The sequence below is a fragment of the Zunongwangia profunda SM-A87 genome (assembly GCF_000023465.1).
Taxonomy (GTDB): Bacteria; Bacteroidota; Bacteroidia; order Flavobacteriales; family Flavobacteriaceae; genus Zunongwangia; species Zunongwangia profunda.
This window is the reverse complement of sequence record NC_014041.1, coordinates 2,167,220-2,181,028: the sequence shown is the minus strand read 5'-3', so window position 1 is coordinate 2,181,028 and position 13,809 is coordinate 2,167,220. Positions and strand designations below refer to the sequence as shown.

Annotated in this window: 14 protein-coding genes; 11 read left to right on the top strand and 3 right to left on the bottom strand. The window is 36.0% G+C overall.

Going from position 1 to position 13,809, the window contains the following annotated elements:
• The first annotated feature begins 4 nt into the window (after nt 1-4).
• From ZPR_RS09645 to ZPR_RS09620, 6 genes are all read left to right on the top strand, one after another.
• Nucleotides 5-964: a glycosyltransferase family 2 protein gene (locus tag ZPR_RS09645; protein WP_013071459.1), complete on the top strand. Its 960-nt coding sequence runs from the start codon at nt 5-7 to the stop codon at nt 962-964.
• 67 nt (nt 965-1,031) lie between these two features.
• Nucleotides 1,032-2,762, top strand: coding sequence for a phospho-sugar mutase (locus tag ZPR_RS09640; protein WP_013071458.1), 1,731 nt, complete (start codon nt 1,032-1,034; stop codon nt 2,760-2,762).
• 15 nt (nt 2,763-2,777) lie between these two features.
• Complete coding sequence (locus ZPR_RS09635) at nt 2,778-4,607, top strand: ABC transporter ATP-binding protein (RefSeq protein WP_013071457.1); 1,830 nt, start codon at nt 2,778-2,780, stop codon at nt 4,605-4,607.
• Nucleotides 4,608-5,006: 399 nt separating this feature from the next.
• Nucleotides 5,007-5,552, top strand: coding sequence for an RNA polymerase sigma factor (locus ZPR_RS09630; RefSeq protein WP_013071456.1), 546 nt, complete (start codon nt 5,007-5,009; stop codon nt 5,550-5,552).
• Nucleotides 5,553-5,585: 33 nt separating this feature from the next.
• A complete protein-coding gene (locus ZPR_RS09625; RefSeq protein ID WP_013071455.1) occupies nt 5,586-6,116 on the top strand; it encodes a hypothetical protein in 531 nt (176 codons plus the stop codon).
• A gap of 5 nt (nt 6,117-6,121) precedes the next feature.
• Nucleotides 6,122-6,574 carry a hypothetical protein gene (locus ZPR_RS09620; RefSeq protein WP_013071454.1) on the top strand — a complete coding sequence of 151 codons (453 nt, stop codon included), beginning with the start codon at nt 6,122-6,124 and terminating at the stop codon, nt 6,572-6,574.
• 146 nt (nt 6,575-6,720) lie between these two features.
• Here ZPR_RS09620 and ZPR_RS09615 read toward each other — a convergent pair whose 3' ends face one another.
• The gene (locus ZPR_RS09615) at nt 6,721-7,797 is read right to left on the bottom strand and encodes a WD40/YVTN/BNR-like repeat-containing protein (RefSeq protein ID WP_041579922.1); all 1,077 of its coding nucleotides are present in this window, start codon (nt 7,795-7,797) and stop codon (nt 6,721-6,723) included.
• 82 nt (nt 7,798-7,879) lie between these two features.
• On the opposite strand from ZPR_RS09615, the gene ZPR_RS09610 reads away from it, so the two are divergent.
• A complete protein-coding gene (locus tag ZPR_RS09610; RefSeq protein ID WP_013071452.1) occupies nt 7,880-9,115 on the top strand; it encodes an RsmB/NOP family class I SAM-dependent RNA methyltransferase in 1,236 nt (411 codons plus the stop codon).
• 477 nt (nt 9,116-9,592) lie between these two features.
• Here the strand turns inward: ZPR_RS09610 and ZPR_RS09605 are convergent, their stop codons facing one another.
• Together ZPR_RS09605 and ZPR_RS09600 are read right to left on the bottom strand one after the other, a co-directional pair.
• A complete protein-coding gene (locus tag ZPR_RS09605) occupies nt 9,593-9,781 on the bottom strand; it encodes a hypothetical protein (protein WP_013071451.1) in 189 nt (62 codons plus the stop codon).
• The gene (locus ZPR_RS09600) at nt 9,778-10,044 is read right to left on the bottom strand and encodes a hypothetical protein (RefSeq protein WP_013071450.1); all 267 of its coding nucleotides are present in this window, start codon (nt 10,042-10,044) and stop codon (nt 9,778-9,780) included. The genes ZPR_RS09605 and ZPR_RS09600 overlap by 4 nt, the downstream gene beginning before the upstream one ends.
• A 125-nt stretch (nt 10,045-10,169) precedes the next feature.
• Here ZPR_RS09600 and ZPR_RS22505 point away from each other — a divergent pair, with 125 nt between their 5' ends.
• The 4 genes from ZPR_RS22505 (at nt 10,170) to ZPR_RS09580 (ending at nt 13,536) form a co-directional block, all read left to right on the top strand.
• The gene (locus tag ZPR_RS22505) at nt 10,170-10,532 is read left to right on the top strand and encodes a hypothetical protein (RefSeq protein WP_148211697.1); all 363 of its coding nucleotides are present in this window, start codon (nt 10,170-10,172) and stop codon (nt 10,530-10,532) included.
• Nucleotides 10,533-10,830: 298 nt separating this feature from the next.
• On the top strand, nt 10,831-11,292 hold the full coding sequence (locus ZPR_RS09590; protein ID WP_013071448.1) for an FKBP-type peptidyl-prolyl cis-trans isomerase: 462 nt from the start codon (nt 10,831-10,833) through the stop codon (nt 11,290-11,292).
• A 315-nt stretch (nt 11,293-11,607) separates the two neighbouring features.
• Nucleotides 11,608-12,495, top strand: a complete 888-nt coding sequence (locus tag ZPR_RS09585; RefSeq protein ID WP_013071447.1) for a carbon-nitrogen hydrolase — start codon at nt 11,608-11,610, stop codon at nt 12,493-12,495.
• A gap of 3 nt (nt 12,496-12,498) precedes the next feature.
• On the top strand, nt 12,499-13,536 hold the full coding sequence (locus ZPR_RS09580; protein WP_013071446.1) for an agmatine deiminase family protein: 1,038 nt from the start codon (nt 12,499-12,501) through the stop codon (nt 13,534-13,536).
• Nucleotides 13,537-13,809 lie beyond the last annotated feature (273 nt).

The following is a 13,809-nucleotide window of genomic DNA, read 5'->3' as shown; positions in this document are numbered from 1 at the left end:
ATTAATGCAGATTTCCGTAGTTATACCTCTTCTTAACGAAGAACAATCTTTAGCAGAATTATATCATTGGATCGCAAAAGTTATGCGATCCAATTCCTTTTCTTACGAGATCATTTTTATCGATGATGGGAGTACCGATGGTTCCTGGAACACGATCGCCGCTATTGCCGATAAGGATAAAGCGGTTAAAGGCATAAAATTTAATCGTAATTACGGCAAATCTCAGGCACTACATGCCGGCTTTTTAAAAGCAGAAGGTGATGTGGTAATTACCATGGATGCCGACCTTCAGGACAATCCTGATGAAATCCCCGAATTATACAAAATGATCACCCACGAACAATATCAATTGGTTTCTGGGTGGAAAAAGAAACGGTACGACTCGGTAATAGCCAAAAACTTACCATCAAAATTATTTAATGCTGCGGCAAGAAAAACATCAGGATTAAAATTGCACGATTTTAACTGTGGTTTAAAAGCCTATACCAAAGCCGTGGTAAAGAATATAGATGTGTATGGAGAAATGCACCGTTATATCCCGGTTTTGGCAAAAAACGCCGGATTTTATAGAATTACCGAAAAAGAGGTTAAACACCAGGCCAGAAAATACGGGAAAACTAAATTTGGACCAGAGCGCTTTATTTTTGGATTTCTAGACTTATTAACTATTTGGTTTTTATCTAAATTTGGACGAAGACCCATGCATTTATTTGGATCTTTGGGCGTTTTAATGTTTATCATTGGTTTTTTTACGGCGGGATTTGTAGGCTTTTCCAAACTTTTTAAAATGTACCATAACGAGCCTAATATTTTAGTCGCCCTAAATCCATGGTTCTACATTGCACTCACTGTGATGATTATAGGCTCTCAACTTTTTCTTGCAGGATTTGTTGGAGAATTAATCTTACGAAGTAAACGGGATAAAGAACGTTATCTTATTACTAAAACTACAGAGAATTATTAAGTTTAAATATAGAAAATAGTATTTTTGAATTCTATTTTGTGTGAACTACTAAACTAAAACCAAAATTATGTCACAACCTAAACCTGAAATTTTAGCGAAGGCCCAATCATGGCTTACCGATGTTTTTGATGAAGAAACTAAAAAAGAAATCAACAATCTTATAGAAAATGATCCGTCTGAACTAGAAGATAGTTTCTATAAAAATGCGGCTTTCGGTACAGGTGGAATGCGCGGAGTGATGGGTGTGGGCACCAACCGAATCAACAAATATACCTTGGGTAAAAATACACAGGGACTTTCCAACTTCCTAAAAAGAGAATTTTCAGGAGAAGCTTTAAAAGTTGCAATTGCTTATGATTGCAGAAACAACAGTAAAGAACTGGCACAGGTGGTTGCTGATGTATTTTCAGCTAATGATATTGAAGTATTTTTATTTTCAGACTTACGACCCACTCCAGAACTTTCTTTTGCGGTAAAAGATCTTGATTGTCACTGCGGAATTGTTTTAACCGCCAGCCACAACCCACCAGAATACAATGGTTACAAAGTATACTGGCAGGACGGTGGCCAGTTAGTACCACCACAAGACAAAGCTTTGGTTGAAGAAATTAACGGATTAGAGTATGAAGCAATTAATTTTGACGCGAATACCGATCTAATTCATAAAATAGATAAAGAGGTTGATGAAAAATTTATCAACGCCTCAGTAAAGAACGGAAGCTTTGACACTTCAGCAGAAGCAAAAGCCGATTTAGGTATTGTTTTCACTTCTTTACACGGTACTTCGATAACCATGGTTCCGCCGGTATTAGAAAAAGCCGGATTTACCAATGTAACTATCGTTGAAGAGCAACGCGAACCAGATGGTAATTTCCCAACGGTAAAATCTCCAAATCCTGAAGAACCGGAAGCTCTAAAAATGGCCCTTGATATTGCTGAAGAAAAAGGTGCCGATATCGTGATAGGTACAGATCCTGATTGTGATCGATTAGGAATTGCGGTTAGAAACAGTGAAAACAAATTAGAGCTTTTAAACGGAAACCAAACCATGGTGGTAATGACCTGGTTCCTTTTAGAGCAATGGAAGAAAGCCGATAAAATAGAGGGAAACGAGTTTATCGCTTCTACCATCGTCTCTACACCAATGCTTAAAAACCTTTCTGAAGCATACGGAGTTGAATATAAAGAGGTGTTAACCGGATTTAAATGGATCGCTAAACTAATCAAAGATCATCCAGAACTAGATTTTATAGGTGGTGGTGAAGAAAGCTTTGGTTATATGGTGGGCGACTTTGTTCGCGATAAAGATGCCGTAACCTCTACCCTGTTGGCTTGTGAAATTTCAGCATTCTTAAAAGCTCAGGGAAGTTCTTTCTACGAAAAACTATTAGAACTTTATACCACTTACGGTTTATATAAAGAAGAATTGATTTCTTTGGTTAAAAAAGGAATTGAAGGGGAGCAGGAAATTAAGCAAATGCTTATCGATCTTAGAGAGAAGCCATGGGAAACCATAGATGGTGAAAAAGTGGTGCTCGTTGAGGATTATCAATCTTCTATCGCTAAAAACCAAAATGACCATACGGAAACAGAAATTACCATTCCAAAATCTAATGTACTTATTTACTATACTGAAGACGGAACAAAGATCGCAGCTCGCCCAAGTGGAACTGAGCCTAAGATCAAATTCTACTTCAGTGTAAATACTTCTTTAGATAGCGTGAGTGATTTTGAAGAAAAGAATAAAGAATTAAAAGAGAAAATCAGCCGGATCAAAGCTGAACTGCAATTAGGTTAAGGCCTTAGTTATTATATGAGTTACTTAAAAAAAGTTCTTCAATTTGCAAAGCCCTACAAACGCTACGCAATATTGAATATTATTAGCAATGTTTTTTATGCCCTTTTTAGCACCTTATCATTCCTGGCATTTATACCGATGCTACAGGTGCTATTTCAGGTAAATAAACCTATTACTACACAACCAGTGTGGAATGGCGAATGGAGAAGCCTAAAAGATTTTGCTGAGCAGTACGCGAACTTTTTTTTAAATCAACGGATAGAAGAATATGGGCAGATCTCTGCCCTTATTACTATCTGTATTGTAATAATTATCCTGTTTTTTGTAAAAAACCTGTTTAATTATCTAGCCATGTATTTTATCGCTACTTTAAGAAACGGAATGCTTAAAGATATACGCGATAAGATATATGATAAAATTGTAGAATTACCCGTTTCCTACTTTTCTGAAAAACGTAAAGGAGATATTATCTCAAGAATTACCAGCGATGTACAGGAAATTCAATCTTCATTTCTTAGTATGTTAGAAATGTTCGTAAAAGAACCTTTAACATTACTATTTACTCTAGTAGGAATGTTAGCCTTAAGCTGGAAACTTACCATATTTGTACTTATTTTCTTACCGATTTCTGGTTTAATCATTTCTTCTATCGGAAAAAAACTGAAAGCGAAATCGACTATTGCGCAGCAGGAAAATGCCTACTTTTTATCGGTTGTTGAAGAAACCCTGTCGAGTTTAAAAATTATCAAAGGTTTTAATGCAGAAGGCAAGTTTAGAGACAAATTTCAGTCAAGCACCGGCAGGTTAAACCGTACGTTAAATACTTTATTACACCGCCAAAACCTGGCTTCTCCTATGAGTGAGTTTTTAGGAGTTTTAGTCATTACAATCGTGCTTTGGTTTGGCGGAAACATGGTTTTGATAGACAATACCATGGATGCGGCTACTTTTATAGGTTTTCTGGTATTAACCTATAACATTCTTACACCGGCAAAAGCAATTTCAAAAGCAACTTATAGCGTACAACGAGGAAATGCAAGTTCTGAACGTATTTTAGAAATCATCGAAACAGAAACTACTTTAAAAGATGCACCTGATGCTATTAATAAAGTAAGTTTCGACACCAAAATTGAAGTTGAAAATATCGATTTTAAATATGAAAAAGAGCGAGTACTAAAGAACTTTAGCATGAGTGTTCCTAAAGGACAAACTATAGCCCTTGTAGGACAATCTGGTAGTGGAAAATCGACTATCGCCAATCTAATTACCCGTTTTTACGATGTTAACCAGGGACATATTAAAATTGACGGTACCGATATTCGTGAAATTTCCAAGCACTCCTTGCGAAACTTAATGGGATTAGTTACTCAGGATTCTATTCTATTTAACGACAGCATTCGCAATAATATAGCCTTAGGAAAAGATGATGCTACCGAAGAAGAAATTATCGCAGCATTAAAAATTGCCAATGCCTGGGAATTTATTTCGCAAATGCCCGAAGGCTTAGATGCCAATATTGGTGATTCCGGAAACAAATTAAGTGGTGGGCAAAAACAACGTCTTTCGATTGCCAGAGCGGTACTTAAAAACCCGCCGATCATGATTCTGGACGAAGCAACCTCTGCTTTAGATACAGAAAGTGAAAAATTAGTACAGCAAGCCTTAGAAAATATGATGCGTAATCGAACGTCCATAGTGATTGCGCACCGATTAAGCACTATTCAGAATGCTGATAATATTATCGTTATGCAGCGTGGGGAAATTGTAGAACAGGGAAAACATGAAGAACTGCTCGCCAAAAGAGGAACGTACCAAAAGCTTGTAGAAATGCAATCTTTCGCTTAAGCCGCAATTTCTAAATTAGTTATATAAAGTAATGAGCACAGTAGTACGTTCGTTGTTTTTTATGATTTTAAGTAAATTGCCTTATGGGCAGATCCATGTTATTTATTAATTTTTTTCTTTTTGAGGCATCCCCAATAGCTCTTGAGACCGCAAAACTTAATCTCGATTATTGCTAAAGAGAACTTCACTGTTTCTCCAAACCACTCAATATTAACCTATAAGCTTAAGTCAAAAAATAATTGAACATAATAATAGGTTCCGGGCTTAATTCTACCAGCGGATACGATGTGACAAGCATGGCTACGCATTAAATTTATAACACAATAATTACTCAGCTTTAAAGTTTTCTATATTTTAGCCGAACCATCTTAAAGGGATAGTTAATCTAAATTTTTTCCCTTGGAAAAAACCGAAAATTTACTTGTACAACAGTTAAAGGATAGTAAAACTTCACAGCAGGCCTTTAGAGAACTTGTATCTTTATACAAGGAACGCTTGTATTGGCATATACGAAATATTGTAAAAAATCATGACGATGCCCACGATATTTTACAGAATACGTTCATAAAAATTTTCAGAAACATAGATCAGTTCAAAGGAGACAGCAAATTATTTTCCTGGATGTATAGAATCGCCACCAACGAATCGATCACTTTTCTGAATAAAAAGACGAAGCGTTTACAAATTTCCTCAGACGAGCTTCAGGATTCCATCATCAATAATCTTGAAAGTGATGTTTATTTTGAAGGAACCGAGATTCAGTTAAAACTTCAAAAAGCTATTGCCAGCTTACCTAGAAAGCAACAACAGGTTTTTAATATGAAGTATTTTGAAGAATTAAAGTATCGGGAAATTGCAGATATTTTAGAAACCAGTGAAGGTGCATTAAAAGCATCTTATCATATTGCTGTAAAAAAAATTGAAGAATTTTTAAAAACAAATTAAACCTTTCTAGTTTATACAAGTCAAATAATCATAATGAAGGAAGAGAAAATACCATATCATGGCGCCTCTGGCTTTAAAGTGCCTTCCGGATATTTCGATAATCTGGAGGATCATTTATGTGATAAGGTTTTTAATGAAGAAAAGCAGTTAGATAAAATAGCAGTACCTAAAAAGGCCGGATTTAAAGTTCCTGAAGCTTATTTTGATCATCTTGAAGATGTTCTGGTTGAAAAAATAGCACATAAACAACCCCGATTAATCAAAATAAACTTTAGAAAAACTTTCTATTATGCTGCAGCTGTTGCCGCTATTTTTGTGGGATTATATACCACTGTTTTTACCTTGGGTAACGAACAATCTGCTAGTTGGGATGATGTAGAACTTTCTGCTATAGAACAGTATATTGATGACGGATATATTGATCTTTCTGATACAGAATTTTCTAATATGATCATCGAAGACGGTTACATTGTAGAAGAATCAGATTTCGCAACAATGAGTAGTGAAGCGGTTTTTGAGTATCTGGATGAGAATGTTGAAGATCCCTCTTTTATTTTAGAATAATTGCTATGAAAAAGATTGTAATACTATTAGTGTTGATTTTAGGCTTCTCGGCAGCTCATGCACAGGACGATAAGGAAAGAGAGCGCATAAAATCTTTAAAAACGGCTTTTATAACCCAGGAACTTAACCTTGATAATAAAGTAGCTCAAAAATTTTGGCCTATTTATGATAAATACGAACAAAAACGCCGCGAACTTTATCGTAGGGAACATAGGGATATAAACGATGTAGAATGTATTTCTGAAAGTAAAGCAGATGATCTTTTAAAGGAATTCGTAGAAATCGAAAAAGAAGATTACGAACTTAAAAAGCAATATTTTGCCGACTTGAAGAGTATTTTATCTTCAAAAGACATTATTAAACTCCATCAGCTAGAAGAAGACTTTCACAGAAAATTGATAAGAGAATACCGCGCCCGGCAACACAAAGAGCGTGAAAAAAATAATGAAGAAAAATAAATTAAGAACCATTGTGATTCATCTCAGCATGGGATCAAAAATATATAAGGTTTAGTTTTTTGGTTAGTTAGTAGTAAGAATTCCGGTTGACATTTAATTGTCCTCCGGAATTCTTTTTATATAAACTATTTACAGTTCAGGCTAAATTACTTAAAATGTAATTTTGCAATTCTTTTAGAGCCTGCTGCATAAGCAGTAGAATCATTTAAAAATCTTAATGTAAAAAATCCTTCTTCACTCAGTTTTTCCCAGGTTTCACCAGCATCTTTCGTATAGGAAATTCCGTTAAAGCCTACCGCCACGATCTCTTCGCCATTTCCATTAGGAACATAACGCACGCTACTCTTATAATTAGGCTCCTGCCCATCAGCTATCAGTTTCCATGATTTACCGCCATCTGTTGTGATGGCTTTATTTCCTGTATTACCATCAGGCTCTTCGTAGTTACCTCCTATGATGATTCCGTTCTTGGCATCATAAAAATCCATGCTATAACCTCCCAATGTAGGCTTTCCCTGCAATAAGGGTGTATCTACAACTTCCCAGGTTTCCCCTTTATTAGCTGAGTGGAATACTCTGGACTTCATTCCCCCACTTAATATCCATACCTGGTCACCTTCAATAGCGATATTCGAATTACTGGCGGCAAAAGCCGCTTCCCCTTCAGTAGCTTTTGGTAATTTTGAGCAGTCGATTTTATTCCAGCTGTTTCCGCCATCTCTGGTAATAATAATAGACAAACAATCTTCGGTTGGATCTCCCATAGCGATGCCTTCCTGATCATTCCAAAAGGCAAGGGCATCATAAAAAACTTTTTCGTCTTCTTCTTTATAAACCAATTTCATTTTTCCATCATCACCTGTTTTATACAATAATGCGGGATTACTCACACTTAGCATAAAAAAATCGTTTGCTGTACTTCCTACCGCTCTAAATTCTGGAGTGATACTATCAAATTTTTGCTGTGATAATTTCCATTTTTGGTTAGCCGAATTATATAAGCCATACGTACCATAATTGGCTGCAAAGGCCAGATTGTTTCCAATAACTTCAATAGCTCTTATGCTTAAAGAATCATTTTCTAAAATAGGCTCGATGTCTACCTGTTCAAAAGTTTGATGCGTAGAAACTTTTGGTACTTCCGTAGTGGTCTTATCGTTCGATTTTGTATCATTTTTACAGGCCGCAAAAGCCAGTAAGGCTATGATCCAGACTTTTTTCATTTCAATGGTTTTCATGGATTTCCTTCAAATATAAATGTTTCAGCGATAAAAAAGATTACCTTTGTGCCCTTAAATTTTAGCAATGCGTTTACACAGAAATTTAGTTTTTGCAACAGTTGATGCCCTTTTAGAAATTTTTAATGAGGGGCAATATGCCGATAAAGTAATCGAGAAAACCCTAAAACGAGATAAACGTTGGGGTGCTCGCGATCGCAGTTTTATTGCTGAAACCACCTATGATATTGTTAGATGGAAGCGATTATACGCCGAAATTGCTGAAGTAAAAGAACCTTTTTCAAGAGAAAATGCCTTTAGATTGTTTGCTGTTTGGGCCACATTAAGGGGTATTGCTTTACCCGATTGGAAACAAATTGAAGAAACCCCAACTCGGCGAATTAAAGGCCGTTTTGATGCACTTAGTAAAATCAGAAAGTTTAGGGAATCAATCCCGGATTGGTTAGACGAACTTGGTGTAGCAGAACTTGGTGAAGACATCTGGGAAAAAGAAATTGGTGCCTTAAACAAACAGGCTCCGGTTATTATTCGTGTAAATACGCTTAAAACCGATATCCAAACGCTACAACAAAAACTAAAGGATGAAGGTTTTGAAACCATAAATCTTAAGGATTATCCTTACGCATTACAACTGGTAGAACGTGCTAATATTTTTAAAACAGAAAGTTTTCAAAATGGATTATTTGAAGTTCAGGATGCGTCTTCGCAGCTTGTAGCCGATTTTCTTGATGTTAAGCCTGGTGATCGAGTGGTGGATACCTGCGCTGGGGCTGGTGGCAAATCCTTACACCTTGCCGCTTTAATGGAAAATAAAGGACAGGTAATCGCTTTAGATATCTACGGGAATAAATTAAAAGAACTAAAACGTCGTGCCAAGCGTGCCGGTGCCCACAACATCGAAACTCGTGTAATCGATAATAACAAGGCCATAAAAAAATTACACGGTAAAGCCGATAAAGTTTTGATTGATGCACCTTGTAGCGGATTGGGAGTTTTAAGCCGTAATCCAGATGCAAAATGGAAGTTGGAACCAGAATTCTTAGACCGAATTCGAAAAACACAACAGGAAATTATACGGCAGTATTGCAAAATCGTCAAAAAAGAAGGTAAAATGGTTTATGCTACCTGTTCTGTCTTACCTTCAGAAAATCAATTGCAGGTAAAAGACTTTTTAGCTTCAGAAGAAGGAAAAGATTTTAAATTAATTGAAGATCGCAAAATCCTATCTTCAGAAACTGGTTATGACGGATTTTATATGGCATTGCTGGAAAAATCGGATTCAAAAACATCGGAACAAGTCTAAAAGGTAACAACTAAATAACTTATACAAGCTTGAGGATCCTGATAGCTTGATAGTTGTTAAAGGATTAGGAGTAATCATAGAATTATTTAATAAACTAATCATCCCCTACCCTGGCAGACATTTCGACAAGGCCAAATTCGCTTTGTAAGGAAAGCATATTCTACCGAAATGTCTTTACCAGAGAAATGGTAGGGATGGACAAAAAAGTGTAGCTTTACAATTTTTAATGCCTTGTGGCAGTCCTTTTTATTCCCAAATAAAATCCTAAAGCGCCATAACGGTCTTGATGAAAATTTTTGAAGCCAGGTTATATTCACGTTTCTTAATCCTGTCTTCTATCCTTGCCCGTTTCATTGCTTACTCTCAGTACAGGCTATTATAACTAAACCCTTCCTGCAAAATCAATATCTACACCACTTTTAAGAGCACCTCCTGAATCCAAAAAACATAATTATAGTATGATCTGTTTTCAAAATATCACTCGGTGATTTTTGTTTCCTCATGCTCAGCATAGGTATTAATGAACTCACGATGAAGAATCCAGCCAAAAAAAACAAGAAGAATAAAAATCACTATTCCAATTTTTAGATTAAAAGACCGTATTTCTTTTTCCAGCTGTTTTTGCTGCTCGTCCAGTTGCGCTATTTTCCTGTCAACGTCTCTCACCCGGTTTGTTGTAGCTCTTTTTTTCGTTTGGCTTCAAGTTCTAAGCGCTCATTTTTCTTTTTAATAGCAGCAGCCCAGAAAAGATTTTCAATTTGCTTGTGTTCCTTTTTGCCGGTATAAACCAGGGAGAAAAAAGGCCTGGAATACGGCATTCCATTTTCTTTGGTTATTCCTTCAGCTTTTGCCAGACCCATCACATAGGCAATATGGCCACGCTTTCCCAACTCTTCTTCTAATAGTTTTCTATGCTTGTTTGTAATCATGCTTATCTATTATGTATAAGTTATGGCTTTTATCTTACATTTGTAACACAGTGGTAACATAAGAATATTGCAATTTACAAACTATTTTACTTACTGACAACTATTTTACCTAAAAAATAAGTGTTTTGAAAACTATTCACCGAATTAAAGCCTTTATAGACTATATGGACATTAGTCTGAACAGCTTCGATAAAAGTATCGGGAGGCCGGCTGGATATATTGGAAAGCAAATAAGAAGCGAAGCTTCTATAGGTTCTGATATTCTAGAGACTATACTACGTACCTATACAAATTTAAGTCCGCAATGGTTGATATTTGAAGAAGGTGAAATGTTAAGGGATGCAAATTGTAATGAACAATTCATTTCTCAAGAACCTAAAAAACATTACGGTGAGGAGGATTATTTTGAAAGCCTGCTCTTAGAATATCTGGAAAAAAAGACGGTCAAAGAAAAAATACTAAAACTGGTCAACGATAAAAAAAAGTAGGACAAGCAATACTTTAAACTGGATATCTTAAATCATTCCTCTTAAAAAGTTATAGATAAAAAATAACCACCTAAAGAAAAGCTTATATCGTAATTATGAAAACTAATTTAGTTACAAATTAGTTTTCTAATTATAGGTAACATAAATACATCTCGTGTCTCTAGCAAACTTCGCAATTTTCCTCACAGGTTCTAAAACAAATTCTTTTTAAAAAATTTAATCTCTAAATATCGAATTTTATCAGCATTTTTGTGCGTATCTATTAACTCGTAGTACTTAACCTATTTTATAATTTAAAATGAAAACTTTTTATTTTGTTCTATTAAGCCTTTTTTTAATTTCCTGCGGAAATGACGATGAACCACAAATTAAAGATTACCGGGAGATCAATGATCAGGAAATTCAAAACTATTTAGAAGCCAATAATATAGAGGCACAAAAATCGGAGTCCGGTTTATATTATATTATTGAGGAAGAAGGTACGGGCGCTCAGCCTACAGCCAAAAGTAGAGTAACCGTAGCCTATAAAGGATATTTTTTAAAAGGTAATGTTTTTGATCGAAGTAATGCTTCGGGCGCTACCTTTGGTTTACAACAAGTCATCCCGGGATGGACAGAAGGGATACCTTATTTTAAAGAAGGGGGCAGTGGCCAACTGTTTATTCCTTCTCATCTTGCCTATGGTTCTTACAATTACAACGGCATCCCCGGAGGATCGGTTTTAATTTTTGATATCGAACTGCTGGATGTAGCCAATTAGTTACGGTCTAAACCATTAAATTAAAAATCCTATAGTATTCAGGCCGAATCTTTTTTAGATTCGGCTTTTTTGATGCTGCTATAGCTATTATCTACTTTATTTCTTTACAAAGCGAATATTGATAAAAACTATAGCTGTTTTTTGATAATTTAGCAGGCTATTTCCAGACCATTATTTTATATATTTAGAAGCAAGTTTTAGCATCATAATACAATTCTAGATGCACTCCAATTGTTTAAAAAGAAGATCAATTTTACCTTAATACGAATAGTGAATTTAATCTAATATTTAATTTATCCCACATACTAAATTTCTATGAGTAGAACGTATTATATCGCGGTTATACAACTCAACCTTAACGACAATGCGACCAATAATCTTGCTAAATGTAAAGATTGGGTAAAAAAGGCTGCTAAAGAAGGGGCGCAGGTTATTTGCTTACCTGAACTATACAGCAGCCACTATTTTTGTCAAAGCGAAGATGTAGATAATTTTGCGCTGGCCGAGCCACTTTATAGCACCTCCTTTAGTGCTTTTAGTAGTTTAGCAAAAGAATTAGGGGTGGTTATTATCGTCCCGTTTTTTGAAAAAAGAATGGCCGGGATTTATCATAACAGCGCCTATATAATTGATAATGATGGATCTGAAGCCGGACTGTACAGGAAAATGCATATTCCCGATGATCCCCATTTTTACGAAAAATTCTATTTCACACCGGGAGATTTGGGCTTTAAAACAATAACTACAAAGGTTGGGCAAATAGGTACCTTAATTTGCTGGGATCAATGGTATCCCGAAGCTGCACGACTTACCGCTTTACAGGGCGCCGAAGTTCTCTTCTATCCAACAGCTATAGGCTGGCATCCTTCTGAAAAAAATAAATATGGCGATCATCAGTACGGAGCCTGGATGAATGTAATGAAAGGCCATGCAGTTGCTAACGGCACCTATGTTGCCGCCGCGAACCGGATTGGTCTGGAAAAATATGTCCCTAATACTGATGGTATTGAATTTTGGGGAGCTTCATTTATCGCTGGCCCACAAGGGGAAATCCTGGCACAAGCCTCTCACGATAAAGAAGAAATTTTAATTGCAGAAGTCGATTTGGATCATCAGGAAAACGTAAGACAAAACTGGCCATTTTTTCGAGACAGAAGAATTGACTTTTATGGCAATATCACCAAAAGAGCTATCGATAAATAACCTATGGAAGCTACACGTAGATTTCCCGCCGAATGGGAAAAACAAAAAGGTATATTACTTTGTTTTCCTGAAAATGGCAATGACTGGCCAGGAAAATATCATGCTATCCAATGGGTATTTGTAGAATTTATTAAAAAAGTAGCGCAATACGAGACTGTTTATCTTGTGGTTGCTAATAATAAGCTTAAAGAAAAGGTATCGGATAGGCTGGAAAGAGCCCATGTGCAGCTGGAAAATATTCAATTTATTATTCAGAAAACCAACCGAAGCTGGATGAGGGATTCAGGCCCAATAATTGTTGAATCTGCTGATAAAACAACTGAAGCTATTAATTTTAATTTTAATGGCTGGGCAAAATATAAAAACTATCATCTGGATAAAGCGATACCAGGAATGATCTCGCAAAAATTAGGTATTCCTTTAACCGTAGCTACCTATAAAGGAAAGCCCGTGATCTTAGAAGGCGGTGCAATAGATTCTAATGGAAAAGGTTCCCTCCTAACTTCTGAAGAGTGTTTACTTCATCCTAGTGTACAGGTAAGAAATCCCGGGTTTACTAAAACAGATTATGAAGCCGTCTTTCAGGAATATCTTGGAGTGTCTAATATTATTTGGCTTGGCAACGGCATTTTAGGCGACGATACCCATGGGCATATTGACGATCTTTGCCGATTTGTAAATCCAGATACCATTATCACTGTGACAGAATCGAATAAGAAAGATAAGAATTATAAAGCTTTGAAAGACAATCTGGAACGATTAAAAAATGCGACGCTGGAAAATGGTAAGTCTCCAAATATTGTTGAACTCCCTATGCCCCAAAAGCTGATGTTTGAAGATTTACGCTTGCCAGCCAGTTATGCTAACTTTTTAATTATTAACGGTGCTGTTTTAGTCCCTGTTTTCAATGATCCTAACGACAGGATTGCTTTAAATATTTTAGCCGACTGCTTTCCTAAAAGAGATATCATTGGTATTAGTGCTATAGACCTTATTTGGGGGTTTGGAACCCTGCATTGCCTTAGTCAGCAAATCTATTAAAACGCTAACCAATTCTTCTTAATGATATTACTATCCATCACCTTCTTAAAAACTATCGTATACAAGTTGCTTGCTAAAAGTATTTAAAAGCGTAATGCTTAACTCGTTTCAGAATCTCATTATACTTTGATTAACCAATCTATATAAGGACCGCAATCTATTTCGATAGTCATGAGAACAGGTTGACGAAAATCGACTTTTTATAGCATTAGTTAAAGCGCTTGTGGCTTCACATAATCTATCTGAATCGGCTTCACGGCAGTCCTATTATTA